Origin of the sequence: Curtobacterium sp. VKM Ac-2884 (assembly GCF_015350945.1) — a bacterium.
Taxonomy (GTDB): Bacteria; Actinomycetota; Actinomycetes; order Actinomycetales; family Microbacteriaceae; genus Curtobacterium.
The window spans coordinates 617,450-642,296 of record NZ_JADKSA010000002.1 but is presented as its reverse complement, the minus strand read 5'-3'; the positions used below and the strand labels follow the sequence as shown (position 1 = coordinate 642,296).

The following is a 24,847-nucleotide window of genomic DNA, read 5'->3' as shown; positions in this document are numbered from 1 at the left end:
CCTGAGGGGTCTGGTTGGGGCGCCGTGTCCGATCTATCGGAACGTCGTTATCCCGCGGGTTGCTGTTTCGCTCTCTCCTGCATGAGCGTCGCCTCGAGGTGGTTGATTTGCACCTGCTGGCGGGCGATCGTCTGCAGCAGGCCGAGCACCTCCTCCGGGGTCACGAGAGCAGCCCCAGCGCGATGAGCGCCGACCGCAGGTTGTTGACCGCGGCTTGCGTGGACGCGGCGTCCGTCGCCGCAGCGGGCGCCGCCTGGCGTCCGACCGGCACCGCGCCGTAGAACCCGAGCTGCGTGCCACCCGCGAGTCCGTTCACCTGCTTGACCTCGACACCGGTGAACCACTTCGCCGGCGCCGTGTCCCGGCCGCCCGACGTCCCATCGGCCACCTGCAGCAGCATGGACTGGCCGTTCTGCCCGATCCGCTTCTGCCAGTACCCGCCATCGGCTCCGTTCCACGTCGATAGTCGGAGCGCGTCGGGCTCGATCGCGGTCGAGTTGCCGTCCGCAGCGATCGCCTGGACAGCGCGGACACGCTTCCCCTGCGTCGCGTTGATGTCCGAACGCCAGTAGACCGCGCCGGACCTCGACGACACGTAGCCGCCCCCCGAGACGCCGGTGGTGATGACCTCGATCAGTTCGTTGGTCTCGACCTTGCTCTCCGAGGAGATGATGCGGAGCGCGTGCTTCGCCCCGTCTGCGTGGTCCACGTGGATCAGCGGCGCGGTCTTCGACGACTGGTTCGCGTAGACACCGTAAGCGGTGGGCGACTCGATCGAGTCGTTCTGCTGAATCGCGATGCCGACGCCGCGCTTCTTGTTGTTGATGAAGATGCCCTGGCCGCCGTTGTCGATGCCGAGGCCAAGCAGCGCTGATGCCGGTTGCGTGTCGGCACCGGTCATCAAGTGGAACAGGTACCCGGTGGGCGAGTCGTGGATGAACTCCCACACCCCGGGCCGGTCGTCATCGGACGACTTCAGGACCTCGATCTGCTTCGTTCCGAGGTACGTCATCGCGTTGTCGCCCTGCGCGCCGACCACGGCGGCGCCCTCAGGTGTGGTGCGGTCGGCGAGCACGCGCGCCATCGCCTCACGCGCCACGGTCGGAAGCAGGTACGTCTGCGAGCTGAGCGACGCGAGCTGCGTGCCGTCCGGCAGCGTCGCCACCCCGGACGTCGGATCCAGCGTGATCGGGCCCTGCTTCGGGAGGTCGGTCAGCGCGGTGGCGCCGTCACCGATCCAGAACGCTCCGGTGTCCGAGGCGACGACGAGCTCGCGCTCGAGCGGGACATCACCTGACGAGAGGTTCTCCGCCTCGGTCCCACCGCGCTGCCGCATGCGCCAGTCGTAAACGGTCATCGGGGACTCACTTCCTGATCAAGCCGGGTTCGCCGGCGGGTTGTTCTTGCGGAGGCGGTCGAACTCCGCTCGTGGGATCGTGCGCTCCATGTCGGGCCAGGCGGGCAGCTGGTCGCGTGCGAGCCCGGCCTGCTCGACGAGCTGCACGCGCAGCTCGGCAGCGTGTTCGCGGGCCCGCTGCTCGTTCTCGACCGCGACCTGACGGTTCGTCTCAGCCCAGTCGGCTCGCGCCTGTTCGATGTCCGCGCGGTGCTGCTGCTCGTCGGCGCGCTCGCGCTCACGGCGAGCGGCCTCGAGGGCTTCGTCCCGCTGCTGCACGATGTCCACGCGACGCTTCCCCTCACGCACGGAGACTCCCTTGCGGACGAGGCGGATGACGGTCAGAAGCGAACGGCCGACGGCGACGAGACCTGCGCCGCCACCGAAGGCCGCGACCAGGGACGTCAGATCGGTGGTCATCCGCGCCCCCTCAGTAGTGCTTCCGCGGCACGGTGTTCCGTGTGCGCCTGTCGAGCACGCCGCGCAGCCAGCCCTTCGTGCGAACGCCGGGTTCCGAGGTGAAGATGCGGAGCTCGGCGTACCGGCGGACCATCGCGAGCATCGCGACAACGGCCATGCCGAATGCCGCGAAGGACGCTTCGCCGGAGAACGCACCCGACGAGAGGACGACGGCGTACACGAACGCGCCCCACCCGGCCGCGACGTTGCCGACGTACTCGATCGCCCACACGCGGGATGCTCGGCCCACGAGCCCGAGCCAGGCAGCGGTCATGAGCCAGGCGAACAGGGTGATGATCCACCGCTGCCCGAGGAGCGTGTCGACGACGTACGCAGACACGTGGACGAGGGCGAGCATGCCGGAGATCCCGATCACGCCGTACGCGCCGAGGTCGATGAGCCAGAGCAGGCGTTCCCACCAGAGTCGGCGCTGGTTGAGCTTCGGATCTGTGGTGACCATGGCGTCTCCTCTTAGGACGATGCGAGGTGCTTCGGCTCGTCGTCCAGGCCGGCGGGCTGTTCCACCTCGTCGACCCCGACCTCGTCTCCGACCGCGGCGTGCTCGGTCAGCTCGTCGGGTTCGGGCAGGTCCTCGAGTGTCGTGATCGACGGCACCTCCTCGACAGGGGTGTCCCGGGCATCGATCAGCCGAGCAGCGTCGGTGCGGATCCACGTGGCGACCTCGGTGATGGCCGCCTTCAGGATCGCCGTGCCGAGCAGCAGCAGGTTCGCCTTCGACACGTGCCCGTCGGTGGCGGACCAGGCCGTCACGGCCGCGGAGAGCAGCACGAAGCCCAGCGAGGCGCCGGTCTTCGCCGCGCCACGCCATCGGCTGTCGACGAGCGGCAGCCAGTAGTCCGTGCCGGTCGAGAGCACGAGCAGGGCGGCCTGCACGAGTGTCGCCCACGTGAACAGGGCCGCGGCGCCGGAGTCAGCCGCCGTTGTGAAGACGCCAGCCACGGCAATGAGGAGCGGCAGGAGCGTGGTGCTGTAGCGGGTGAGGAGCGTGTTCACTTGAGCCTCCGGGTGAGCTTCTGGACGATCTGTCGCTGAGTGGTGGTGAGCGTCGCGGCCGAACCGGACGTCGCGGTGTTCCAGAGGCGCAGGATCTTGATCTGCGCGTCGACGGAGTACGTCTTGGAGCCGTGCTTGAGCGGGGCGAGCATGATCGACCGGCCGCCCACCCAGAAGGTGACGTGCTTGCCGGTCTTCTTCGCGGGGTCGTCGTACTCGACGGTGAATCGCATGATGTCGTCGTCCTCGTGCTTGGTGGTGCTGCGGATGATGGGAGTCGAGACCGAGAGGTCGGTGCTGGCGGCCGCGGTGAGTGACGTGAGCTGCCAGCCGCCGTAGGACGACAGGAAACCCAGGAGGGGACGCCCGGTCTGCGCGATGCGCTGCCGGATCGTCATCCGGCCGATGCGGCCGGCGCCGGCGAGGGAGTCCGTCGCGATGACGATGGAGTCGTAGCCGACGCCCTCACCGGTCGCAACGACGACGTCGCCGTAGACGTAGTTCACGTCGCCTGGCCAACGAGGACCGCCGAGCGCTCCGAGCGCGACGACCATGCCGCGCGGGATCCGCGTCTTCCCGTCGACGATCGCGTGGCGGTGCTTCATCGCCGCGTTGTTCCATGCGGCGATGGCGGACGGCAGCGGACTGAAGTTGGGGATCGCGTTGATGGCGAAGTACGTCCATCGGGCGCAGTTCCCCGGCCGGTTGTGGCCGGGCGAGTACCCGTCCACCGACATGTTGAGGAACCGGTCCGGGGCGTTCGTGACGTCGATCGACGGCATCTGTGCTCCTACATGACGAGAGCCGCCCCACAGGGGACGGCTCAGCGAGTGATGGTTCGGATTAGGCGATCCGGGTGACGGAGAGCTTCACCGTCGGAGCGCCGGTGCCGGCGTTCTCCTTGAGCATCCAGATCGCCAGCGGCGTCGACGCGGAGACGAAGCCCGTCCACGAGGCCGTGCCGGCGTACTCACCGTCCGCGATCGGCCCGCGTGCCAGGGACTCCCCCGTCGCCGCCGACGGCGCGATCTCGACGAACGAACGACCTCGCGACGCCGAGCCCAGCAGGATCGTCGCGGTGATGACGTAGATGCCGTCCTCGAGCTTGAACGCGCCGGACGACATCGTCATCCAGTCCGCGTTCCGGGCAACCTTCGCGCTGAACGCACCGAGGACCGTCCGGACGCCGCTCTTGACCGTCTGCGTGTCCCGCGTGCCCTGCCACACACCCTGCGTCGAGTTCGGCTCCCACCTCGGGGAAGCGGGCGACCCAGCCGCGCGGTACGTCCGGCCGACGTCGGTGCACTCGACCTCGGTGCCGTAGAGGAACAGCAGCGGGCTCTGGGCCAGCAGCGCCTCAGAGGACGCCATCAGCAGCTGCGGCTGGACGCGAGGGAGCACCCGCAGCAACTTGGCCGCCGCGAGCGTCTGCCCCGCGTACCGGATGATCGTGTACAGCGGGCAGAACTCCTGCCCCGTGTCCAGCGGAACGGTCGTGCCCTTCAGCACGACGAGCGACACCGGGAGCAGAGCGTTCTCGGGGTCGTACAGCAGGCCGATGTTGTACCAGGTGGCCCCCGACACCGCCGGGATCGGCAGGTTCTTCGGCGCATCGAGCCGGTGCCCGAACCCGTTGACGACCGCACGAGCGACGCCGGACGTCGACGGGCGGATCGTGACGGTGTCGTTGATGTTGATGTCGAGCGCGTACGGGTTGCCCCAGTCGTCGAGGACCCCAGACCCGAAGGCGCCGACGGTCTGCGCCCACGCGTCGTCCTTCAGGTCCTGGCCCGCGAGCGGGAACGAGGTCTCAGTCATGCGGGTCTCCTACCTCGCTTGCAGCCGGTCGATGGCGCGCAGCGCCTTCGCGACCTTCGTGTTGGTCTTCGTGGTCCAGTTCGACGAGTCACGAGACCCGACGACCGCGTTGATGACCTCCGTCGGAGCGCCCTCCTGGAACTCGACGGTGGTCGTGACCTCACGGACCACGTCGGAGAAGTCGAGGCCGTCGATGTTCACCCCCACGCGGTCACCCACCCGCCAGTCGCGGCGGTACCGGACGTCGGGCTGATCCGTGATGGTGAACGACACGGCCACCGGGTTCGCGCCGTCGGCGAGAGCATCCGTGCCAGTGGCGCCGAGCTCGTCGATGTCGGACGTGCTGCTGTCGTCGACGAGCTGCTCGACCTTCCGGCTCCACGTGGCTTCCGCGTCCGCGTCGACCTTCTCGACGAGGACCCGATACACGCCCTCGCCACCGCCTGCGACCACCGCGTCGGTGATCGTGGGACGCTCCAGCGTGTACGACCAGTCCGAACCGATCACGGCGCCCGTGAACGACCCCGCCGTCCCGAAGCGGACGTTCGCGGATCGGTCGGTGACGGTGCGCACGGTGGGTCGCAGGTACGGGCCCGCCGCGTCCTCGTCCTGCACGATGTCGACGTGCAGCCCACCGGACTCCGCAGCGTCGGCGACCACCGCGCCGACGCTGCCGAAGCGGCCCTTCACGGTCGTCGTGGAGCCGCGGCCGCCGGACGCCGGAATACGCAGCCCAGCGACCCGTCGTGACGCCAGAGCGCCCGGGCCTGCGTTCGCGTTGATGAAGCCCAGCAGCACCGTCTCAGCGGGGCCCGTCCGGGTGTCGTAGTCCTTCGCCTGTGTCGGCCACGTCTTCGTCGGGTCGGGCGCGACGAGACGGTCGTCGATGCAGGTGGTGTCGGACCAGCCCGACACCGTGGATTCCTTCGCGCCACGGTCGATCGACACGATGTCGCCCGACATGACCTTCACGCCGTCGCGGAACAGGATCACGCCGTTGCCTGCCGTGAGCAGCCCCGAGAGGCCGGCGTTCAGCCCGGTGACCTGCCACGCGCCGGCCTTCGCGCCGGTCACGTTGTGCCGCTCGATGACGACGAGCTTCGACCAGAACACGATCGGGTTGTACTTCCGTTGCAGGTCCGCGCGTCGGGGCACGATCATCCACTGCGCGCTCACCATGCCGCCTTCCACTGCCGGAACCAGGACATGACGACTAGGGCGTCAGCGCTCGAGGTCGCGAGCTGGATGCTGACTCGGTTGAGTCCGGGCTTGAGCGGGGCGAACGTCGCGCCCATGCTGATCCGCTCCCACGCGATCGCCCCGTTGAGACGAGCGGACCGTGCACGCGGGTTGGTGACGAGTCGGAGAGTCTGTCCCGACGGCACCCCGTTCGGGATGGCGATGTTCGTGCCCGGCCACGTGATGGTCACGGCCGGGATCGGGCCAGTGAACCCGAACTCCGGCCACACCGGCACGTCACCCTCGACCACGATCGGCATGTCAGCGCCGACCTTCACCGAGGCGCTGATCTGACGCGGCCACGGATGCGTGTTGTCACCGGTGCCGAGGAATACCGGCCCGGGCTCCGCGGAGTACGACTTCACCACGGCTTCGCGGGAACGCCAGAACGGCGCCACGGCGACGAGGTTCAGGCCGAACTTCTCCCAGTCCGAACCGCCATCCTCACCACCGAGAGCGCCCTCCCAGCCGGAGCGGTAGGTGACGTCGAGGAGCCGGTCCCCGGAGACCGACGCGACCCCGAGCCGGAACGTGCCGTCCAGGCCGAGGAGGTCGCCGTCCCAGCCGGTGATGACCGACCGCAGCTCCCCGAGGCGTGCGAAGAACTCCTCCTGCGCACGCGACGAGAAGAACGCGAGCGGCAGGAAGATCGGTCGCTCGAGCACGTTCACTTCTTGCAGCCAGGATCCCGGCATCCCCGGTGTCGTCCCGGTGACGACGTCGATGGGTGGCAGCTCGAGGCCAGTCGCGCCCGGCAGGAGGGCCCGACCGTTCGTCCCAGACAGCGGAATGACGGTCAGGCCGTCCAGCGACTCCAGCCAGAACGACCGCAGCTCCCGTGGAGGAACCGGCGGCTCGGGGACGACCGGAGGTGCCGGCGTCCCGTTGCCGTCGACGACCTCGAACGGGTCGCTGTTGCCATCGATGACGTCGACGAGATCAGACCCCGGGTAGCCGCCGTCGATCGTGTCCTGGTCCATGCGGGCACCTTCCTGCTCAGCCGGTGAGCACTTCGATCTGATGCATCGCGTTCAGGAACTTCTGCTCGGTGAAGCGCTCCCCGCCGTACTGGAACACCGGCGCGTACGTCCGGCCTGCGGCAGCCGAAGCACCCGCCGACGAGGACGGCAGCGAGATCGCCCGGGTGAGCTTCGCCGACGGCGTGTAGCCGAGCATCCGGTCCAGGGACGACTGGTAGTCGCCCGCGTTCCGCTTCACGCCCACACCGATGCCAGCGGGGATCCACCGGCCGACGTCGTTCGCGAACACCCGCGATGGCGAGTGGATCCCGAGCGCCTTCCGGATCGAGCCGACCATCGACTTCGCGATCGCCTGCATCTGCTTGCCGATCGCCGCCTGCTGCGACTGCAGCCCCTTCACGATGCCCTTCGCCGCGTTCACGCCGGCGCCGTACAGGTCGTCCGACGCGGTCTTCGCGAACGAGCTGGACGCCTTCGCGAGCTGACCCTGCAGGCTGGCGATCTGCTTGATCTGGCCCTTGCCGCCAGCGAGCAGGTTCTCCGCGAGAGGCAGTGACGTCACTCCCTCCGCGATGAACTGCTTGTAGCTGGCGTCGTCGAGACCCGCCTTCCGCAGGCTCGCCATCACCTTCGTGAACGCCTTCGTCTGCGACACCCGGCGCTGGAGCTGATCGATGATGCCGGCCGTGGTGGACGAGTCCGTCACGTCGACCTTCGACAGCCCCTGCATGACCGTGTTCTTGTAGTCGTCCCGGGCCTTCGTCGCCTTCGTCAGCGCCGCGTTCGCCGCCTTCAGCCGGTCCGCCACCTTCGCCCGCCGCTCAGCGCCCTTGTTCAGACGCTCGTTGCCGAGGTTGATGGCCCGGAGCGCGGAGTTCATCTGGCTGTCCGAGAACTTCTGGCCCGCGATCTCCGCGTTCGCCGCACTGATGCGCCGAGCGATCTCGGCCCGGCCGGCAGCGGTCTTCCGGAGCGGGTTGTTCCCGTCGCTGAGCGAGGCGATCGTCTTGCGCGCCTGCTCACGGATCCGGTTCTGCCGGTCGTACTCGGAGAGGACAGCGTTCGTCATCGTCCGCATCGCCGACCGCACCCCGGACGTGCTGCCCTTCAGGCCCTGCTCGAGGCCCTGCCCGGTGTACTGACCGATCTTCCGGAACACACGAGACGGGGAGTGGATCCCGAGGAGGTTCTTCGCCCCGTCGATGGCGCCCTTGATCGGAGCCGTGACGGCCGAGATCATCCGGCTCGCGAACCCGCTGACCCCGTTGATGAAGCCCTGCATCAGGTTCCGGCCGACGCTCACGAGCAGCGACCCGAACGCGGACACCGCGGACAGGATCTTGCCCGGCAGCGACGAGAAGAACGAGATTACGGTCGAGATCCCGCTGCTGACCGCCGAACCCATCGCTGACATGCCGCCGGAGACGAGCCCGCCGAGCGCACCGAACACGCTCGAGATCACGCTGCGAACGACGTTCACCCCTGCCGTGATGACCGACCGGACGATGCCGATCGCGCCGGTCACGACGCCGCTGATGACGCCCATCACGCCGGAGACGATCTGCTGAGCGCCCTTCCAGGCCTGGGAGAAGTTCCCCGACAGAAGACCCGCGATCACGTTCACGACGCCGGAGATGACCGTCGCGAGGGACTGCACGATCGGCACGACCGCGGAGATCACCGCCGACACGACCGGCATCACGGCCTGGAAGACCGGGATCAGGATCGACGTCAGGGTGGTCGCGATCGACACGATCGGCGGGATCAGCTGCATCAGGGTCGGCATCAGCTGCATGAAGACGCCGGCGAGCTGCTGCACGATCGGGAGGACCGCCGACACCGCGGCCATGATCAGCGGCCCGAGGGCGGTGATCACGGGCACGAGGGCCGCCGCGAGCACCTGCACGACCGCGACGATCGGCGGGATGAGCGAGGCGAACACGGGCAGCAGCGCCGACAGCGCCGGCATGATGGCTGCGAGGGCAGCCTGCAGGACCGGCAGGATCGCGGACACCAGCGGCGTGAGCGCACCGACGACGGCCGAGAAGACCGGCATCAGCGACGCGAGCACGGGCATGATCGCCCCGAGCGCGGACGACAGCACCGGCAGGATCGCACCCACCAGGGGCATGAACGCGGCCGCGAGCTGCTGCACCACCGGCGCGACGATGCCGATGGCCTGCGCGAGCGCGGGGCCGAGCATCGCGATGACCGGCTGGATGCTGGTCGCGAGCGACGAGATCACCGGTGCGATCGCCCCGAGGGCTGCGCCGAGCACGGGGCCGAGGGTGGAAGCCAGGGTGCCGACAAGGCCCATGACGGATCCGAGCGCAGACCCGAGCGCAGGCAGCGCCGGGAGGAGCCCTTGCACGCCGACCGCGATCCCGGACACCGCGGACTCGATGCCGGCGGCGACGATCGGCTGGTTCAGAGCCGACGCGATCCCGGAGATCAGCGCACCCGCCGTCGACCCGAGCCCAGCGAGCGCACCCGACAGGGCCGGGGCGAGGCCCACGAACATCTGACCGATGGGCCCGATCGCCGCGGCCAGTCCGGACGCACCAGCGGCAGCGCCCTGGAAGAACGTGGTCAGCGCGCCCTGGAAGACCGGCGACGCGGTGACCTGGTTGATGGCGGCCAGGCCCGATGCGAGGGTCTGCAGTCCGGAACCGCCGGCAGCGAAGGCCGCGTCGGCGATGTTGCCGAGGATCCCGAACGTGTTCGAGAACACGGCGCCGAGCTGACCGACGACCGCGCTGGCTTCCTGCACCCAGCCCGCGAGCTGCCCGTTTGAGACGACCGTCTGGATGAAGTCGTTGAACCGGATCGACAGGTTGGAGAACGTGTCGCCGATGCCGGGGAGGTATTGCGCCGCGAAGGTGCCGAGGGACGCGAGGGACGACGCGAACGCGTCCGTGCCCTGCGTCGACGCGACGATCCCCGCAGCGAGCTTGCTGGTGATCGTGCCGATGACCGACGGGGAGAACGCCGCCTGGAACGACTTCGCGACCGACGACGACCAGGTGCCGAGGGACGCCGCGACCTTCGTGAGCCCCTTCTGCAGCGACGGCAGGACGCCGTTCACCAGGTCGAGGATTGGCTGCTTCGCCTTCGCCCAGAACGCGCCCGAGATCGAGTCCTGCAGCGCGGAGAACCCGCCCTTCAGGGATCCGAGCTGCGTGCCGGCGTCGGCCATCGCCGCCGCGAACACGCCGACCGCCGCACCGCCCGCGAGCAGGAGGCCCGGGAGCGGTGCGGCGAGAGCGGCGAGGGGCGCCAGCGCGGCGCCCATCGTGACGATCCCCGACACCGACGACAGCGCGACCGACCCGAGGGAGCCGATCGTCATCGCCAGGCCAGCGATCGCCGGCACGGACCGGTCGAGGTTCGACAGGCTCGTGCCGAGGCGGGACAGCGCGGTCTGCGCCACCCGCGCCCCGGACAGCGCCGCGAGCGCGGTGCCGACGGCCGCGAGAGACGCCTTCGACACCGACACCGCGAGCTCGACGCGACGATTCCGTGCCGCGTACGCGATCTGGGTCGACGCGAGGCCGGTGTCCGCGTCGACGTTGATCGTCGCGTCCCGGCTCTTCGTGAGGTCCTTCACCCGACGCTCGGCGCGGGACGTGTCCGCGTCGACGTTCAGCGTGACGGCCTGCTGCGCCATCCGCTCGACAGATGCACGGACGTCCTTCTCGGCCGCCCGCGTGTCCGCCTGCACGTCGACCGTGAGGGTGAGGGCCTTCTCGATCCGGTTGAGGAACTTCCGGACGTCCGACGCGAAGTTCTTCGTGTTGGGGACGACCGCGACCCAGACCTTGTTCGCCACGAGCGACCTCCTCAGAACTTGCCGGAGGCGATCACCCCCATGAACCGGTCCGTGTCGAACTCGGCGATCGTCGGCGCGAACAGGCGCGCCTTCTTCTCAGGCGCAGGGCCATCGAGCGCGAGCTCGCGCGCGACCTTCTTGTCGGTCCCCGCGGCCTGGCCAGCGAGGAAGTTGTGGATGCGGAGCAGCAGCATCGAGTCCTGCGAGAAGCCGAAGAACGCCAGCGACGGCTTCCCGGGCTGCTCGTCCTGCGGGTGCGTCGATAGCCACCGCGCCCGGAACAGCGACACCGGGTACGCGTGGAGCCCCGGAAGGAGCTCGAGTGCGTACCCGGCGTCGAGACGTCCGGTGAGGACGTCGAGGATGTTGAGGTGGTAGATCGACTGGAAGTCTGCGATCAGCTCAGATCGGTACTCGTCGAGGAGTCCGCAGACGGCGTTGATTCCCCCACTGCCCTCGAGTAGCGAACGAGGAGCGCGAGGAGGACCTGCTCGGCGTTCTCGAGCTTCGCGGACCATGCGGTGTAGGCACGCCGGTTCGTCGCGACGGACAGGAACAGGTCGTCGACGTCGCCGATGAACTCGATGTACGGCTGCGCCGCCTCGAGGTCCGCGTCGTCGAACGACACGACGCCGTCCTCGGGGAACAGGTCCGCCATGCGGGCGTTGAGGAGCTGCAGCTGCATGCGCTGGCGGTACTGCCACGGCAGCGGCAGGAGCGGGGGGACACCCACGCGCTCGAGCAGGTTCTCCAGCTCGAGGGCCGCGTCGTTCGCGGTGAGGGTCGGCGACTCGTCCGCGGCCGACTTGGGCGGCAGCGCGGGCGGGGGCGGAGGGGTGGGCAGGCCGAACGAGTTCTGGTCGCTCATGGTTGGGACCTTTCGAGAGAGCGGGACCGTAGGGATGAGCCCGGGGCAGGCAGGTCCCACCACCTGCCCCGGGGGTTCGTCACGCTGCGACCAGTGCCTTCGGCGGGTACAGCTTCATGATCCCGGCGCGGCCGTCGGGCAGCGGAGGGATCACGGAGGGGTCGGCCGCCTGGATCGACGACGACAGCGGCAGCTCGGTGAAGTTCTCGGTGTCGAACTCCGGGGAGTCGCCGAGCTTCGTCGAGGTGTTCGGGATGTAGAACCCGAGCGAGCCGGTGGTGTCCTGCGCGAGGACGAACAGCGCGTTCTCGAGGCCACCGTTCGTGCCGGGGATGATGTAGCCACCGTCCTCGGCGTCGACGGCGCCGTTGAACGCGAGGTCCAGCGTCGGCTTGTCCATCTGCAGCGCGTTGATGCCGAACGTCCAGTTCGTCGACGCGTAGATGGTGCGGACGGCGTCCTGCAGCCACGTGTCGAGGACCGTCGCGTCGCCTCCGTCGATGGAGAACGACATCAGGTTCTCCTTCGACGTGTGTCCGAGGCCGGTCCAGCCCGTCGGCACGGTGCCGCCGAGGGTGAACGCGGTCGGGCCGGCGGCCGGCATGGGGGTGTTGGCGGGAGCCCGGAACACGGTGCCGTGCCCCGGGACGAAGAGGGTGCCAGAGTCGGCAGCCATGGTGTGCTCCTTGGAGTCGAGGAAGACCGGTGGGGTGACCGGTCAGAGATCGCAGAGCAGGAGCGTCCACGACGCCTGGTACTGCACCCCGGTGTTGCCGCCGAGTGGCGACGTGGGCTGCCGTGACGGCATGTCGACGTCGGTCACCAGGTGGACGTAGCCCACGCCGGCGACGACGCCTGTGCTGATCGGCGCGGGCCATGCGTGGACCGCGTCGTAGAGCTCGGAGATGACCCGCCAGGCGTCCGCAGGTGCCCCGTGGACGTTGGCGGTGAGTACGACGGTCCAGAGGCCGTTCGCGTTCGCCTGCTGCCCGTCACCGACGAGCCGGTAAACGAGCGCCGGCAGAGTCCGGACAAGGTCGGTGTCGTACTCGGAGCCGATCGATGCTGCCGTGCTGTCGCGACGGATCAGGGTGTCGATCAGGGTCTCGTAGTCGATCACGTCTGCCTCCCGGCACCGTTCGCTCGAGCAGCGTTCTCCATGCCGTGGATCCCCGGCACCCAGCGCCCTGTCGGCTCTCCGGTGTGGGGGTTCACGGCCATGTGGCCGTACTCGAGGAACGTGGATGCGGGGTGGTCGAAGACGACGAGCGGTTCGCGCACGCCGTCGTAGACCTCCGAGGTGACGTGGATGGACGAGGCGGCGTTGCCGTGGCCGGCGTAGTTCGCTCGAGCGTCGGTCGCGATTGCCTCAGCGACGGACTGCAGCTCGGGGTCCATGCCGACCATCTGGGCGACCTGCCTGCTCAGGTCTCGATCGACCTGCGCCATGCGATCACCCCGTTCCTGCTGGTCGAGTGCTGACCAGCGACACCTCCCAGTGGGCGGTCGCTGGCGAGGAGTCGTACTGCCGCGGCGCTGCCGCGAGGCCCCACTGCTCGCCATCCGTGTCGGTGACGAGCGCGTTGACGTCGCCGGTCCAGGAACGTGACGTCCACAGGCCGGTGCCGCGGTGGAACAGGCCGCGCACGACCACCGGGGCCCCGTCGTCCACGAGCTCGACACCGTGCGGTGTCTGCTGCGGCCGACGGGGCTGCACGGTGACCGCGTGCGGCCCGTTGTCGAGGAGGCTCATCGGGGCGGGATCCTCGCTGTGATCGTCCCCGGCATGGTCACCTGCGTGATCGTGCCGGAGAGCAGCTCGACGTCGTCCTGCGTGAACCAGAGGTTCCCGGAGGCCACCGTCGCGCGGGTCGTGTACGAGTAGCCGCCGTCGCCCTCCGAGGCGAGGCCCTGCGGGTTCCGGAGAACCCGCAGGACCGCGTCAGCGATCACTCGCTTGTAGAGCCCCTCGGTGAGGACCTTCGATGCGAGTCGCTGCTCGAGGAAGGTCCCCCACCGGGCATCGGCGTAGTCGACCGCGTCCGAGATCTGCGTCTCGACGAACGCGGTGGGGAACCGGGTGAGGTCGCCCTCGTACCGGGCCTTCACATCGTCGATGCCGACCTTCACGGACGCCATGGCCTACTCCCCGTGCTCGGCGAGGCGCTTCTGCAGCGCCTCGAGGTCACCGTCGGTCGGCTGCCCGATCTCCTCGAGCTTCGCCTTCACCTCGGCGAGCGCCGCCTCGTCGTCCGGCGTGCCGCCGTCGGTCGGGGTGGGTGCTGCCGGGGCGGTCGGTGCGACCGGGGGCTGCTCGGGCGCCGGGTCGGCCTCGGGCTTCGCGAGCACGTGGTCTCCCACGAGCTTCGCCGCCCACGCCGGGACGGCGTCCCCGGGCGCGAACGCCTCGGAGGTGCCGTTCGCCTTCGTGACGTGCACGAAGGCGCCGAAGACCTTCTTCGCCGCGGCCGCCATCAGGCCGCCACCTGTGCAGCGAACGTGAGGTTCGCGTTCTCGAGCACGGGCAGCGCGGTGGCCGACAGGAGAACGTAGCGGCCCTCCGGGTCGTTGTCCGAGAAGACGCCGCCGAAGATGCCGGCGCGCTCGCCTGCGGAGATCCCGTACTTCGGCGACGCGGACTCGGCCGTGAAGCCCCAGTCGACACCGCCGAGGACGGTGCCGACGTCGCCGGAGAGCGAGACGCTCGACGAGGACGCCACGAAGACGACCTTGTTCGCCGAGATGACGCGCGTCTGCACGCCGTTCGCGTCGACGACCTGCTCGTCGTTGACGACGAGACGGCCGAGGCGGTACGCGTCGAGCACGCTCTGCACCGCGTCGACCGAGATGATCGACGGGAGGTCGCTGCCGCGGCCGAGAGCCGCCTTGATGATCCCGACGTTGCGCTGCATGAACGCGAGCGTCTGCGAGGACACCAGGACGTCGGCCCACTTGGAGCCGTTCGACGCGACGTACACGGCGTCCCAGGCCGTCAGGTCGCCGAGGATGTCGGCAGCCGTGTTGGACCACAGGGTGGCTGCGACGACCGAGTGCGACGCCTTGCGACCGAAGTCGATCGTCGCCTTGAGCTTCCGCTCGTTCAGGGTGACCTGACCGAACTCGAGCGACTGGCCGCGGGCGAGCTCGACGCGCGTCTGGAACTCGCCGGCGATCCGGCGGGTGTACCGGAGGTACGTCTCGCGGAGGATCTCGCCACCGTCGATCTGCTGCACGAGCGTGTCGTACTCGTCGATGCGCAGCTTGCGGCTCATCGGCGGGATGCGGCCCGACGAGCTCTCGCCGCCCTCGGTCGAACCGAAGTCCGCCTCGGCGTCGAACGAGCGGTACGACGCGGCGCGGGGCAGCGACGTCTGCGACTTGTCGAAGTTGAACGACAGCGACGGGTTCGTGCGGTCGGGGAGGTACTGCGCCAGCGTGAACGCCGGCTGCGCGACGACCTGCGCGGCCCGCGCCTCGGCCGTGACCTGCGCGGCCGTCAGGACTGAGGGGTCGTAATCCATGTTCAGGCGCTCCTAGTCCTGGTAGGAGAAGACGCCGGTGGTCTCGGCGTCCTCGACGGTGGTCCGCTGTGCCACGACGGGCAGGCGGTTCTGGTGGATGAGGCCGTGCACGAGCGCGCCGGCGATGACGCTCGAGGAGAGCGTCCCGTCGGTGCGGCCGATGGGCTCCGGCGCGATGAGGTAGCTGTCGAGCACCGCGCGGCCGTCGGTGGCGGTCGCGTCGAACGGGCCCGCGAGCTGCGTCGCGGTCACGATGCCGAGCGCGACGCCCGACGGGATGACCTTCGTCGACGCGTTGTAGTGCGTGCCGGCGGTGAACTTCGAGATGTCGAGGGTGCGCGGCTGACCGTTGTCGAGGCCGTGCCGCGACGCGAGCCAGGACTGGTCCGAGCCACCCGTCGACACCGTGGTGATGCCGAGATCCATGGGGATCTCCTTTCTGATGAGAGGGGGGTTACTGCTTGCCCTGCAGCTCGTCGACGCGCAGACGTGTCATCTCCGCGATCGAGCCACCCGACGTGGCACCGGGCTTCTGCTGCTGCTGCTCCATCGCGAACCGGATCGGGTCGAACGGAGGCGTCTGGGGGGCCGCGGTCGCGCCGAACGTGGCAGCGAACGCGGTGAGGGCGGCACCGTCGATGTCGCCCTGGTCTGTGGTGAACGACTGCGCGTTCACGTGCGCGAACGCGGTCGCGACTTCCTCGTCCGACTTCCCGGTGAGGTGCTGGAACTTCGCCTTCACGGCGTCCGTGAGGTACCGTGCGGCGCCGAGGTTCTCGCCCTCGCGGCGGGCCTCTTCGCGGGCCTGCTCGAGCGCACGCTCGGCGTCGGTCTGGCTGGCCGCCTTCAGCGCGGCGAGCTCGTCGGCCGCGGCCTTCAGCTGGTCGTAGTCCTTGCGCTCGTCGGCGCGACGTTCGTGCTTCCGCGACTGGTGCTTCCAGTACGCGAGCTGCTGGTCAGCCGTCATCTCCGCGACCGGGGTGTCCGCGGGGAAGCCGGGGTCCGTCGGCGCGGGCGGCGCGGGCACGCCCGGCGTCGGCTCCGGGTTCGGGTTCTCCACGAACCGGAGACGGGGCAGGCAGAGGATGGGTCGGCCGAACGAGTCGAACTTCATGAGGATGGTGTCCTTCGTGTCGAGAGGTGGCCGCCCGTGTCGGGCAGCCGTGGTCAGGAATCGGAGCGGGCGAGGTCGGCCTCGAGAGACCGGAGCAGGCTCGTGAGGTTCTTCACGCGCTGCGCGAGCGCGACCTGCTCGCGTGGGGTGTCGGTGCCGTCGTTCGCGTGGGACGCCTGCACTTCGGCGAGGCGCTGACGCGCGTCCGCGAGCTCACCGGCGGCCTGGTCGTACGCGTGCGTCTTCCGTGCGCGGATCACGTCCGCGGTCGGCTTCTGGAACGCTGGCGCTCCGGCCTCCGAGTGCGTCCGGAACCGGTCGCCCTGCTTCACCAGGACGGGGCCCTTCTCGCCGTGCTCGTTCACCGTCACGCGGACGTTCAGCAGGTCCTCGCGTGCCGTCGACCGGTCCCGCACGGCCCCGCCACCGATCGACGCGGCCTCGCCAGCAGCGGCGTACAACTGCTCGAGGTCCTCGCTGTTCAGCACCTGGCCGGGATCCTCCGTGCCGACGATCGGCAGGGACCCGCACTCGCAGCCGTCGTGCAGCGGCCGCAGCTCGTCCGTCCGGTACCGCTGCGTCGCCGCGACAGCACAGAGGCCGCACGTGCCCGTCCTCGACCGCTCCGGGTGGATCACCCGGCGGTAGCCGACGACGCGCGGCACGGCCTCGTAGATGCGCTGCTCCTCGTCGCGCTCCGCGAGCATGATGTCCTCGTGGAGCAGCAGCTCGAGGCGATCGCGCACGGCCTGTCGGGCGTCCTCGACCGTGCCGCCCTTCGAGTAGGCGTAGATGGCCTGCGACGCCGGCCGCTGGTACACGTCCAACGCCGTCGTCCCAGACCGCGGGTAGTAGTCGACCTCGGCCGGGAACCGCTCAAGCGCATCCATCGCCGTCAGTACGCTCGTCTGGTACGACCGCACCAGTCGCCGTGCCTGCTTCTGCGCCTGCATGACCCGGTACGCGGACGCAGCAGCCGCCGCCCCGATCTCGTCGTCGTCGTGGTAGTTCCCGACGCCGGACCAGATCTGCAGGATCGCGGCGAGCAGCTTCCCGATGAGCGAGTCCCGCTGCGACGCGTGACGGTCCGACAGGCTGCCAGCCTGCTTCGTCGTCAGCGCCATCAGGCCGCCGTCTCAGCCGTCATGTCGAACTGCTCCTGGTTGCGATCGGTGATCTCCTGCGCGATCTCCGACGGCGTCATCCCCCACACGGAGCGGTTGATGTACGCCTGCGAGACGCCCGACTGCTTTGCGGCCTGAGCCGCCGTCGAGCGCTGGTTGATCGACTCGAGGTTGACCGGGGCCCAGATCGTCTCCACCTGCGCGGCGTCCGCGCGGAGGGTGTCGCCGAGGCCCTGGAACGCGAGCGACTGCTCGAGGGCGAACGACGCACCCGCGCGGTTGTTGCGGTCCTTGACCTTGAACGCGAACGCCTCCCGCGCGAGGGCGGCGCCCTCCGCGGATCCGTTCGTCGCGTCCGGGTTCAGCAGGTAGACCGGAGTCGACGTCACCGCGGCGAGGTCGCGCTTGTCGTCCTTGCCGGCGGTGAGCAGTTGATTGATATCGGTGGGGCTCGACTCCCAGATCTTCGCGTCGCCGCCGAGGAGCCAGAGCGCGGCAGGGCCGCCGGCGAACACCTCGTTGTAGTCGATCCGCTGACCTCGGAGCGTGAGGTCCGGGTAGTCGGCCGGGTAGTGCGTCGGCAGGCTGCCCTCGATCGCGCGCTGACGGAACGCCTGCATCGCGATGATGACGAGCCGGTCGCGCGTCACCGAGTTGATGCGGTCGATCGAGTCGAGGTGCTTCTCGTACTCGCCGAAGCCGCCCGGCGCCGAGTGCTCCACGATGGGGTTCTCCGCGGTGAAGCCCAGCGGCATCGGGTCAGTCGCCCACGACCAGCCGCTCCCCGGCGACCACGGGGTGCCGTCGTTCGGGAGCGTCGGGACCGGCGTCGGCCGGTACGCCACCCGCATGTAGCCGGGGCGGAACAGCGTCATGACGTCGGCGCGGTTGATCGCGTCGTACCCGACCACGACCGCGTCCTCCGTCAGCCACGGAGCGGTCGCGTACTGCTCCGTGGCCGTCGTCCAGCCGTTCGATGGCAGGAACATCGGCGACGCCGACTCGGACGGCTGAGACGGTCCCGTGGTGAGCACGTAAGCACGCCCGTAGTCCGCAACGTCGCGCAGGAGCTCCTTCGACCGGACCGCCATGTGCGACCGGTTCCAGTTCCCCAGCGCGAGCGCGTCGCCGGTGTCGTCGCCGGGCGCCGCCGTGCGGAAGCCAAGCGCCGTCTGCCGGTCGACGAGCGATCCGGAGATCAGCTCGGCGGTGTTCAGCCGGGCCTGCTTCACGATCGTGAGCATCGCCTGCGCGTTGACGCCGGACACGCCGGCGGGCACGAACCGGGAGCCGTCCGAGAACGAGCGCAGCAGCGCCATCCGCGGGAGGCCCTTCCCGAGCTTCGTCGCGAGGCGCATCAGCCGCCAGTCGTCGGACCCTGTGACACTCGTCTCGGTCAGCATCGGACCCTCCTCACCTGATTCGGACCGGCACCGCCGTCTCCGGTTCGTCGGCCGGCGGCTGTGTGCCCCGGTTCTCGTAATCCACGGCCGCCTGGAACGCGAGCGTGCCGGCCATCGCAGCGTCGATCTTGCGGACGCTGTTCTTCGTCTCCTTGCCGATGACGTCGCCACCCGGCTTCCGCCAGATCCTCGCGTTGAGGAAGTGGCGGGTCATCGCCTTGTGGCCGGCGTGCGTCATCGTCCCGTCGGCGATCGCCGTCTGCAGGAGCTCGAGCGCCTGCGCGATCCGGGTGGTGTGCTTCGTCCAGTACCTGATCGAGTTCTTCGTGTCGGCGTGCACGAGGAGCACGTCACCGAAGTCCCGCTCCCACCCGTTGACGATCTCCTGCCAGTAGGGAGGGTCGGCGTAGAAGCCGACGACCGTGTACCGCTCGAACGCCCGGCGCACCTCGGCGTCGAACGCGTCGCGGTCGACAGTCCAGTCCTCGCCCTCGGGCCCATCCGGCTGCTCGCTGATCATCAGCGGGAACAGGTGATGGTCCGAGATCCGGCAGGCGACGAGCGCGGTCGCGTCATGCGAGCGCGCGCCGTCGAACCCGAGCGTGATCATGTCGCCCTCGGCCGGCGCCAGGAAGTCGCGAGCCTGGCCCGCACGGATCAGCGTGATGATGTTCCGCGGCGACCAGGCTTCGACCTTCACCCACGCGTCGGTGGACGACGTCAGCGAGTTCAGGAAGAGACGGCGGGTGCGGGACTCCGTGCGCTTCATGTCGAAGACGCCGTTCACGAGCCCCTCGAGGTCGTTCCACTCGAGGCAGTCGCCGTACGCCTCCCGGAACGCCTGCTGCAGGTTCTCGATGTGCCAGCGGCGGGACTCTTCCGTCGACGGCACGACCGGGTCACGCAGTGACGCGATCTCGCCCCAGCGGTGGTCGAAGAGCTGCCGGACGACGAGCGCCCGGCCTTCCTCGATCAAGTCGGCCGCGTTGTACGTGTCCTCCGCGATCGACTGCTGGCCTGGCTGAAACATCGTCGTCGTCTCGAGGTACCACGTGCCGGCGGATCCACGTCGCTTCTGCAGGTTGTCCGTCACCGTCGCGAACATCGCGCGCAGCTCCGGCTTCACGTACAGGTGCGTCTCGTCGAAGACGGCGAACGTCTCGATCCCGCCATCCTTCGATGCCGAGCCTGACGTCGAAGGGCGGATCTCGCCCCCGGACGGCAACACCACGCCCTTCTTGTTCACGCTGAGGCCATACGCCTGCGCGTAGCGGAAGAGCGGGGCAGCGTCGTCCGTGAGGTTCAGGTAGACGGCCGCGAAGACGTTGCCGGCCTGCTCCTCCTCCGTCGCCATGATGCGGACGAAGGGAGACGTGACCGGCTTGCCCATCGGCTCTCCCGGCGCGTACGTGTACACGCGCCCCATGAACTCGTACGTCTCGCCGCCGACCGCGAACCCAGCGAACCGTGCCGGGCCGAACGCCTCGAACATGACGAGGTCCGCCGCCAACCCGGACTTGTTGCAGCCCTTCGGCCGGGACAGGAACGCCGAGTCGTACATGCGACGGCCGCGACCGTCGAGGGCGTAGCTGTCGACGATGAAGCCGGTGTACTCGTCGGTCAGCCTCACGGGCTGGCCGATCACGTCACCGGGACCGTGGACGCAGAACGTCTCGATCCACCAGGTGGCGATCCATCCGAGCGAACGGTGCCGGTCGTGCCCGTCCGCGGTCAGGAGACGGCGCGGCATCAGGCGAGCCTCTGTCGGCGCTCGTCGATCGACGACACGTTGCCCGTGGGGCCGTCCTCCTCGACGTCCGCGTCCGTCGGTGCCGGGCGGTCCACGGTCACGTCCACGCGGAGCCGCTGGCGGGCCTCCGGAGTCGCGCCGAACTGCTGCACCCGGAGACGGACCTCACCGGCGAGCTCGAAGTTCCCGCGCGTCCACATCCAGTGGTGCATCAGCGCGGTGTCGAGCAGGAAGTCCCAGTCGGGCTGGGTCAGCATCCGGGTCGCCTGCGGGCTCTTCCGCCAGTGGTCCCACCACCGCCGAGTGGCCGGGTGCCACGCCATCGGCTCACGCGTCTTCGGGTCGAGCACGAAGTTCCGGGGCAACGCCATCCCGCGGAGCTGCCCATCCGCCACCAGCCGGGTGACCTGGTGGTCGTTCGACTTGCGGGTGTGCGTGCTCGCCGGGGAAGGTCCTCGGCCCGCCATCAGAAGACCTCGATAGCAGTCGTCGGGAACGTCGTTGTGCGCATGGCAGCCTCCGTGTCGGAGTGCCCGACCGCTGTCGCAGGTCGAGGCGGTGCGAGACCCCCCAGACTCCTGTCACGCAACGCGAGCAGCAGGACGCGGAGCGGTCTTGGCCGCCCCCTGGGGGGAGGGGGTGGTGTACCCCCGTGTTGCATATCAGTGTTGGGTGCGGCGGTTTAGTCGTCGTCGCTGGGTGCGTCGTCCCGCCAGCGGTCGGTCCAGGACGAGTCGTCACTGGCGTCGTAGTGGGACCAGGAATGAGCGGGGTCGAGCGTGCACCTGGTGCCGTACGGTCCGTGCTCGTCGCATGGTCTGTACCGGCCGCGCTCGTCCCTCCACGTTCCGCGCTCTGGTGACTCGTCGAGGTACTGCATTGCTCGGCCCCTCAGTCTCGGTCCTGCACGACGTCGTCCATCGCTTCGTCGATCTCGGCGACGGTCGCGGGATGCAGGGGCGGGTCGGGCCTGCGGTTCGTGCGGGTGCGGTGTGCGCTCAGGTCGTCGGCGTCCATGCGTGTGCGTCGACCATGTGCGCGACTGCGGGAGCGGTGTCGACCTCGGGCGTCAGCGTGATGCCAGTGACCTTCCCCGTCTCGTCTCGGATCGTGTCGCTGCTCTTCACGTAGGCGGTGAGTGGCACCCGCTCGTCACACTCGGGGCAGGGCCAGGTGGCGGTGAGCTCGCTCATGCGACGTCGAGGGTCCCCGTGTGCACGATGACACCGACCGCGCCAGACGCTGCCTTGATGGCATCGGCGTTGATCGGCTCGCGGATCTCGTGGATCAGCTGCTCGTCGACGCTCTCGACGCGCGCTTCCACCTCGACCTGGTCGACCACGATGACGAACGGCGTGTGCACCGCCTCGCCGACGACGTCGCTCGGGAGTTCCAGGACCTGGATGCGCGCCATCAGTGGGTCGCCTTCTTCGTGCCAGCCGGCGCCTTCTCGGCGGACGGCTCTTCGTCGCCCTTGTCGCCGTCCTCCTCCACGGGCTCGTCGACGGCGACGGCTGGCTCGACGTACGGCGTCGGGTCGGAGATCGTGGTCTTCACGGTGACGGTCGACACCTCGACGTCGGGCTCGAGGTACGAGGAGCGCATGCTCGCCTCGATGGCGCGGAGGTCCGCCTGCGCGTTCTGCAGGTTGGGGCGCAGCGCGGTGATCGCGACGCCCTTCCGCGCGACGGTGAACTTCGTCTCGGTGCTGGTCTGCTCGGCCATGGTGTTCTCCTCAGAACGGGGGCGGATCGTTGCGGGTAGGTCGGATCGGGGTGTCGAGGACACCGGGATGCTTCGGTGCAGCCGCTGCCTCGCGTGCACGGCGGGCAGCCTGCGATGCCTGGCCGCCTTGCTGGCCGGAGCGGCGCAGGTGATGCCAGGGGCAGAGGGCTCGGAGGTTCTCGAGCCGGTGGTCGTTGCGGTCGCCGATGTGGTCGCAGTCGGTCGCGTACGCGCCACACGGTTCACCGGTGTCGGCCTTCTCGTGCTGGCACTGGTAGCGGTCGCGCTCGAGGACGGCGAGGCGGCGGCGTTCCCAGTCGGCGGGGAGCGTGACCCGGCGGGTGCTGCCGGACCAGCCGGTCACTCGTCGTCGCGGGCCGGGGCGATCGCGTCGTCGAGGTTCCGCTGCAGGAGGGCCGACAGGCCGAGTGCGGTGGCGAGCGTGGTGCCCGGGCCGGTCGTGTAGTCGTGCGTGGTGGCCCGCGCCTCGACGCCCTCCTCGTCGGTGAACGAGGTGACCTCGTACTCGAGGACGAACGCGGACACGACGCCGTCGACGTCGCTGGTCTGCTCGACGAAGCGGGCGATCGCCTCGTGCAGCTCTTCGATCGGTGTCGCCATGCTCATCCCTTCCCGACTGGGTTCTTGCCCTTGCGGGCTCCGGACGGGTAGCCGAACACGTCCTGGAACCACTTCGAGACCGTTGCGTCGAGGTACGCCGCCGGTACCTTGCCGCGGAGCTCACGCTTGAGCGCGGTCCACGGGTGCGGGCTGAGCCGCCACTTCGTGAGGCCGGGACCCTTCGTCCAGTACCACTTGAGGTAGCCGCGGCTGCCTGGGCGGGGATCGGCGACGGCGTCGACGTGTGCCGGGTTGCTCGCCATCGGGAGACCTCCTCGGGTGCTCAGATCAGGGGCTGCGGACGCTGCCGTTGCCATCGACGCAGAGCGTTCCGCGCGTCTCGACTAGGGACCAACCGCGGTCGGCGCACGCCTGCTCTTTCGCGGCCTGCGCCATGAAGAACCAGGTAGCGACACAGACGAGGATGATGACGCCGGCGGCGATCGGCAGGTAGAGCAACCAGGTCGGGTAGGCCTTGACCGTCGGGTTCTCGTCCATGGCAGGCTCCTCAAGACGTGAGCGGGGTGATCTTCCCGTACGTGGTGGTCTTCTCGGCGGATGCGAGGACGACGTCGGGCTGCAGTGACGCGGTGATCATCGCGGCTCGCACTCGAGCGAGGTCGGCCTCTGCCGCTTCTCGGGTCAGCTGGTAGCTGGTGATCGCTTCGTCGCCGCGGGCGACGGTGAAGACCTGCTCGACGATCGGGTCAGCCATGGTCGCCCCTTCGGTCTGCGGCGCGGCGATCGCGTCGGATCTTCCGGGCCACTCGGAGACGACGGAGCAGCGGCAGTTGCGCCACCCATGCGTCGGTCTGTGCGCGGGACTCGTCGACTCGTTTCTTGACCGCTCGGTCGGACTCGAGCTCGACGACCATGCGGTCCGCGCCACGCTGGATCGAGATGACATTCCAGCCTGGCCCGGGCTTCCATGGCGTGCCGTCTGCCTGCAATCGCATGTCGCCTCCTGACGTGGTCGGCCGTCCTCGTCCGGGGTCCGCATGCCAGCGCGGCTTCCCTCGGGGGTCTCGGCCTGGTTGGGTTCCCCGTGCTCGCGCCGCGGCAGGTTGTTCGCGGTGTGGCCGCTGGTGCCCCGCCGTGACAGGGCGGGGGCGACAACTGGTGCGGTGGCGGTGCGTGTCGGCGGGCACGGGGAAGTCTGTGGGCCGGCGCCGCCCTCTAGAGACGCCGGCCCGGATCCGTTTGCCTCCGACGGCCGGGCGGATCACCCGTGAGCCCGGGGCAACGACAGCCTCACCGGGAGTTGGTCAGCGACGCCGCGACCTGCGGCGGGGCCTGACGGTCTTGTAGATGTTCCACGCCGCCACGACCGAGCCGAGGAAGATCACGGCCCAGAGGACGTACGGGGCGAGCAGGAGGATGGCGATGGCGTCTGATGTGTTCGGCACACTTCAATGCTCTGGCCCTCAGCGCGTCCCACCTTGACCCTCGTTATAGGGGGCGCTGTCCGCTTTTCAGTGGAACGACGAAGGCCCCCGACAGAGAGTCGAGGGCCTTCGGTGACGTCCATGCGGACGGGTTCGCTGGCGCAAGCATACATGGTCGATGCGACATGCCGTCAAACGCGCGGATCAGCGTGTCGTGCGAGTTGCCTTCTGGGCGAGCTTGCGGCGGCGGTACTCGGCCTGGATCACCTCCCGTTGAACGAACACTCGGCCGCGGATCTTCGTCACGGCCATGCCGTCGGCGGTGTACCGCTCGAAGGTCTTCGGATCGATGTCGAGGTGCCGGCACGCCTGCTTCTTCGTCCACCACTCCTCGCTCACCCACTCCCCCTCCGCAGCAGGCTCGCCAGCTCCTGGAAGGTGCGCTCCACGAATCGGAGCAGCGCGGCGACCGGACGGCCGAGAGCGTCGAGCAGCGGACCGAACACTGCTTCCAGGTAGTCGGCGATGTCAGGGTCCGCGATCAGGGCCACGAGCACGACGAATTCGACGAGCATGATCACGGCGAAGACGGTCGCACCAA

Annotated in this window: 36 protein-coding genes; all 36 read right to left on the bottom strand. The window is 69.2% G+C overall.

Annotated elements, in window-relative coordinates:
- Nucleotides 1–160: 160 nt before the first annotated feature.
- The gene (locus tag ITJ60_RS07680; protein ID WP_194647503.1) at nucleotides 161–1,357 is read right to left on the bottom strand and encodes a hypothetical protein; all 1,197 of its coding nucleotides are present in this window, start codon (nucleotides 1,355–1,357) and stop codon (nucleotides 161–163) included.
- Nucleotides 1,358–1,375: 18 nt separating this feature from the next.
- Nucleotides 1,376–1,816 carry a hypothetical protein gene (locus ITJ60_RS07675; RefSeq protein WP_194647502.1) on the bottom strand — a complete coding sequence of 147 codons (441 nt, stop codon included), beginning with the start codon at nucleotides 1,814–1,816 and terminating at the stop codon, nucleotides 1,376–1,378.
- A 10-nt stretch (nucleotides 1,817–1,826) separates the two neighbouring features.
- On the bottom strand, nucleotides 1,827–2,315 hold the full coding sequence (locus tag ITJ60_RS07670; protein ID WP_194647501.1) for a hypothetical protein: 489 nt from the start codon (nucleotides 2,313–2,315) through the stop codon (nucleotides 1,827–1,829).
- 11 nt (nucleotides 2,316–2,326) lie between these two features.
- Entirely contained in the window at nucleotides 2,327–2,869 is a 543-nt protein-coding gene (locus tag ITJ60_RS07665; protein WP_194647500.1) for a hypothetical protein, read from the bottom strand.
- Nucleotides 2,866–3,651, bottom strand: coding sequence for a hypothetical protein (locus ITJ60_RS07660; RefSeq protein ID WP_194647499.1), 786 nt, complete (start codon nucleotides 3,649–3,651; stop codon nucleotides 2,866–2,868). The genes ITJ60_RS07665 and ITJ60_RS07660 overlap by 4 nt, the downstream gene beginning before the upstream one ends.
- 61 nt (nucleotides 3,652–3,712) lie before the next feature.
- Nucleotides 3,713–4,687, bottom strand: a complete 975-nt coding sequence (locus tag ITJ60_RS07655) for a hypothetical protein (protein ID WP_194647498.1) — start codon at nucleotides 4,685–4,687, stop codon at nucleotides 3,713–3,715.
- A gap of 9 nt (nucleotides 4,688–4,696) precedes the next feature.
- A complete protein-coding gene (locus ITJ60_RS07650; protein ID WP_194647497.1) occupies nucleotides 4,697–5,863 on the bottom strand; it encodes a Gp37-like protein in 1,167 nt (388 codons plus the stop codon).
- Nucleotides 5,860–6,906 (bottom strand): phage distal tail protein, encoded by a 1,047-nt coding sequence (locus tag ITJ60_RS07645; RefSeq protein WP_194647496.1) that lies wholly within the window; start codon nucleotides 6,904–6,906, stop codon nucleotides 5,860–5,862. Before ITJ60_RS07645 ends, ITJ60_RS07650 begins: the two co-directional genes overlap by 4 nt.
- Before the next feature lie 16 nt (nucleotides 6,907–6,922).
- The gene (locus ITJ60_RS07640) at nucleotides 6,923–10,735 is read right to left on the bottom strand and encodes a phage tail protein (RefSeq protein WP_194647495.1); all 3,813 of its coding nucleotides are present in this window, start codon (nucleotides 10,733–10,735) and stop codon (nucleotides 6,923–6,925) included.
- A gap of 11 nt (nucleotides 10,736–10,746) precedes the next feature.
- Nucleotides 10,747–11,025 carry a hypothetical protein gene (locus ITJ60_RS07635; protein WP_194647494.1) on the bottom strand — a complete coding sequence of 93 codons (279 nt, stop codon included), beginning with the start codon at nucleotides 11,023–11,025 and terminating at the stop codon, nucleotides 10,747–10,749.
- Between the two features lie 107 nt (nucleotides 11,026–11,132).
- Nucleotides 11,133–11,603 (bottom strand): hypothetical protein, encoded by a 471-nt coding sequence (locus tag ITJ60_RS07630; protein WP_194647493.1) that lies wholly within the window; start codon nucleotides 11,601–11,603, stop codon nucleotides 11,133–11,135.
- A 79-nt stretch (nucleotides 11,604–11,682) separates the two neighbouring features.
- Complete coding sequence (locus ITJ60_RS07625) at nucleotides 11,683–12,279, bottom strand: hypothetical protein (RefSeq protein WP_194647492.1); 597 nt, start codon at nucleotides 12,277–12,279, stop codon at nucleotides 11,683–11,685.
- Between the two features lie 42 nt (nucleotides 12,280–12,321).
- On the bottom strand, nucleotides 12,322–12,723 hold the full coding sequence (locus ITJ60_RS07620) for a hypothetical protein (protein WP_194647491.1): 402 nt from the start codon (nucleotides 12,721–12,723) through the stop codon (nucleotides 12,322–12,324).
- Nucleotides 12,720–13,052, bottom strand: coding sequence for a DUF5403 family protein (locus ITJ60_RS07615; protein ID WP_194647490.1), 333 nt, complete (start codon nucleotides 13,050–13,052; stop codon nucleotides 12,720–12,722). The genes ITJ60_RS07620 and ITJ60_RS07615 overlap by 4 nt, the downstream gene beginning before the upstream one ends.
- A 4-nt stretch (nucleotides 13,053–13,056) precedes the next feature.
- Nucleotides 13,057–13,356 (bottom strand): hypothetical protein, encoded by a 300-nt coding sequence (locus ITJ60_RS07610; RefSeq protein ID WP_194647489.1) that lies wholly within the window; start codon nucleotides 13,354–13,356, stop codon nucleotides 13,057–13,059.
- A complete protein-coding gene (locus ITJ60_RS07605; protein ID WP_194647488.1) occupies nucleotides 13,353–13,742 on the bottom strand; it encodes a Gp19/Gp15/Gp42 family protein in 390 nt (129 codons plus the stop codon). Before ITJ60_RS07605 ends, ITJ60_RS07610 begins: the two co-directional genes overlap by 4 nt.
- 3 nt (nucleotides 13,743–13,745) lie before the next feature.
- Nucleotides 13,746–14,078 carry a hypothetical protein gene (locus ITJ60_RS07600; protein WP_194647487.1) on the bottom strand — a complete coding sequence of 111 codons (333 nt, stop codon included), beginning with the start codon at nucleotides 14,076–14,078 and terminating at the stop codon, nucleotides 13,746–13,748.
- On the bottom strand, nucleotides 14,078–15,124 hold the full coding sequence (locus tag ITJ60_RS07595) for a major capsid protein (RefSeq protein WP_194647486.1): 1,047 nt from the start codon (nucleotides 15,122–15,124) through the stop codon (nucleotides 14,078–14,080). Before ITJ60_RS07595 ends, ITJ60_RS07600 begins: the two co-directional genes overlap by 1 nt.
- A gap of 12 nt (nucleotides 15,125–15,136) precedes the next feature.
- Nucleotides 15,137–15,550, bottom strand: coding sequence for a head decoration protein (locus tag ITJ60_RS07590; RefSeq protein WP_194647485.1), 414 nt, complete (start codon nucleotides 15,548–15,550; stop codon nucleotides 15,137–15,139).
- 28 nt (nucleotides 15,551–15,578) lie between these two features.
- Complete coding sequence (locus ITJ60_RS07585) at nucleotides 15,579–16,238, bottom strand: hypothetical protein (protein ID WP_194647484.1); 660 nt, start codon at nucleotides 16,236–16,238, stop codon at nucleotides 15,579–15,581.
- A 53-nt stretch (nucleotides 16,239–16,291) separates the two neighbouring features.
- A complete protein-coding gene (locus ITJ60_RS07580; RefSeq protein ID WP_194647483.1) occupies nucleotides 16,292–17,362 on the bottom strand; it encodes a hypothetical protein in 1,071 nt (356 codons plus the stop codon).
- On the bottom strand, nucleotides 17,362–18,765 hold the full coding sequence (locus ITJ60_RS07575) for a hypothetical protein (protein WP_194647482.1): 1,404 nt from the start codon (nucleotides 18,763–18,765) through the stop codon (nucleotides 17,362–17,364). Before ITJ60_RS07575 ends, ITJ60_RS07580 begins: the two co-directional genes overlap by 1 nt.
- Before the next feature lie 10 nt (nucleotides 18,766–18,775).
- On the bottom strand, nucleotides 18,776–20,515 hold the full coding sequence (locus ITJ60_RS07570) for a terminase (RefSeq protein WP_194647481.1): 1,740 nt from the start codon (nucleotides 20,513–20,515) through the stop codon (nucleotides 18,776–18,778).
- Entirely contained in the window at nucleotides 20,515–20,982 is a 468-nt protein-coding gene (locus ITJ60_RS07565) for a hypothetical protein (protein WP_228509886.1), read from the bottom strand. The genes ITJ60_RS07570 and ITJ60_RS07565 overlap by 1 nt, the downstream gene beginning before the upstream one ends.
- 424 nt (nucleotides 20,983–21,406) lie before the next feature.
- Nucleotides 21,407–21,532 (bottom strand): hypothetical protein, encoded by a 126-nt coding sequence (locus ITJ60_RS19150; protein ID WP_267238192.1) that lies wholly within the window; start codon nucleotides 21,530–21,532, stop codon nucleotides 21,407–21,409.
- Nucleotides 21,514–21,708 carry a hypothetical protein gene (locus ITJ60_RS07560; protein WP_194647480.1) on the bottom strand — a complete coding sequence of 65 codons (195 nt, stop codon included), beginning with the start codon at nucleotides 21,706–21,708 and terminating at the stop codon, nucleotides 21,514–21,516. Before ITJ60_RS07560 ends, ITJ60_RS19150 begins: the two co-directional genes overlap by 19 nt.
- The gene (locus ITJ60_RS07555; protein WP_194647479.1) at nucleotides 21,705–21,929 is read right to left on the bottom strand and encodes a hypothetical protein; all 225 of its coding nucleotides are present in this window, start codon (nucleotides 21,927–21,929) and stop codon (nucleotides 21,705–21,707) included. The genes ITJ60_RS07560 and ITJ60_RS07555 overlap by 4 nt, the downstream gene beginning before the upstream one ends.
- The gene (locus tag ITJ60_RS07550; RefSeq protein ID WP_194647478.1) at nucleotides 21,929–22,240 is read right to left on the bottom strand and encodes a hypothetical protein; all 312 of its coding nucleotides are present in this window, start codon (nucleotides 22,238–22,240) and stop codon (nucleotides 21,929–21,931) included. The genes ITJ60_RS07555 and ITJ60_RS07550 overlap by 1 nt, the downstream gene beginning before the upstream one ends.
- 10 nt (nucleotides 22,241–22,250) lie before the next feature.
- A complete protein-coding gene (locus ITJ60_RS07545) occupies nucleotides 22,251–22,604 on the bottom strand; it encodes an HNH endonuclease (protein ID WP_194647477.1) in 354 nt (117 codons plus the stop codon).
- Complete coding sequence (locus ITJ60_RS07540) at nucleotides 22,601–22,861, bottom strand: hypothetical protein (RefSeq protein ID WP_194647476.1); 261 nt, start codon at nucleotides 22,859–22,861, stop codon at nucleotides 22,601–22,603. The genes ITJ60_RS07545 and ITJ60_RS07540 overlap by 4 nt, the downstream gene beginning before the upstream one ends.
- A gap of 2 nt (nucleotides 22,862–22,863) precedes the next feature.
- A complete protein-coding gene (locus ITJ60_RS07535; protein ID WP_194647475.1) occupies nucleotides 22,864–23,124 on the bottom strand; it encodes a hypothetical protein in 261 nt (86 codons plus the stop codon).
- Between the two features lie 25 nt (nucleotides 23,125–23,149).
- Nucleotides 23,150–23,359 carry a hypothetical protein gene (locus ITJ60_RS07530; RefSeq protein ID WP_194647474.1) on the bottom strand — a complete coding sequence of 70 codons (210 nt, stop codon included), beginning with the start codon at nucleotides 23,357–23,359 and terminating at the stop codon, nucleotides 23,150–23,152.
- A 10-nt stretch (nucleotides 23,360–23,369) separates the two neighbouring features.
- Nucleotides 23,370–23,576, bottom strand: coding sequence for a hypothetical protein (locus ITJ60_RS07525; protein WP_194647473.1), 207 nt, complete (start codon nucleotides 23,574–23,576; stop codon nucleotides 23,370–23,372).
- Between the two features lie 550 nt (nucleotides 23,577–24,126).
- Nucleotides 24,127–24,267 (bottom strand): hypothetical protein, encoded by a 141-nt coding sequence (locus ITJ60_RS07520; protein ID WP_194647472.1) that lies wholly within the window; start codon nucleotides 24,265–24,267, stop codon nucleotides 24,127–24,129.
- Between the two features lie 183 nt (nucleotides 24,268–24,450).
- Nucleotides 24,451–24,645 (bottom strand): hypothetical protein, encoded by a 195-nt coding sequence (locus ITJ60_RS07515; protein ID WP_194647471.1) that lies wholly within the window; start codon nucleotides 24,643–24,645, stop codon nucleotides 24,451–24,453.
- Nucleotides 24,642–24,827, bottom strand: a complete 186-nt coding sequence (locus tag ITJ60_RS07510) for a hypothetical protein (protein ID WP_194647470.1) — start codon at nucleotides 24,825–24,827, stop codon at nucleotides 24,642–24,644. The genes ITJ60_RS07515 and ITJ60_RS07510 overlap by 4 nt, the downstream gene beginning before the upstream one ends.
- Nucleotides 24,828–24,847 lie beyond the last annotated feature (20 nt).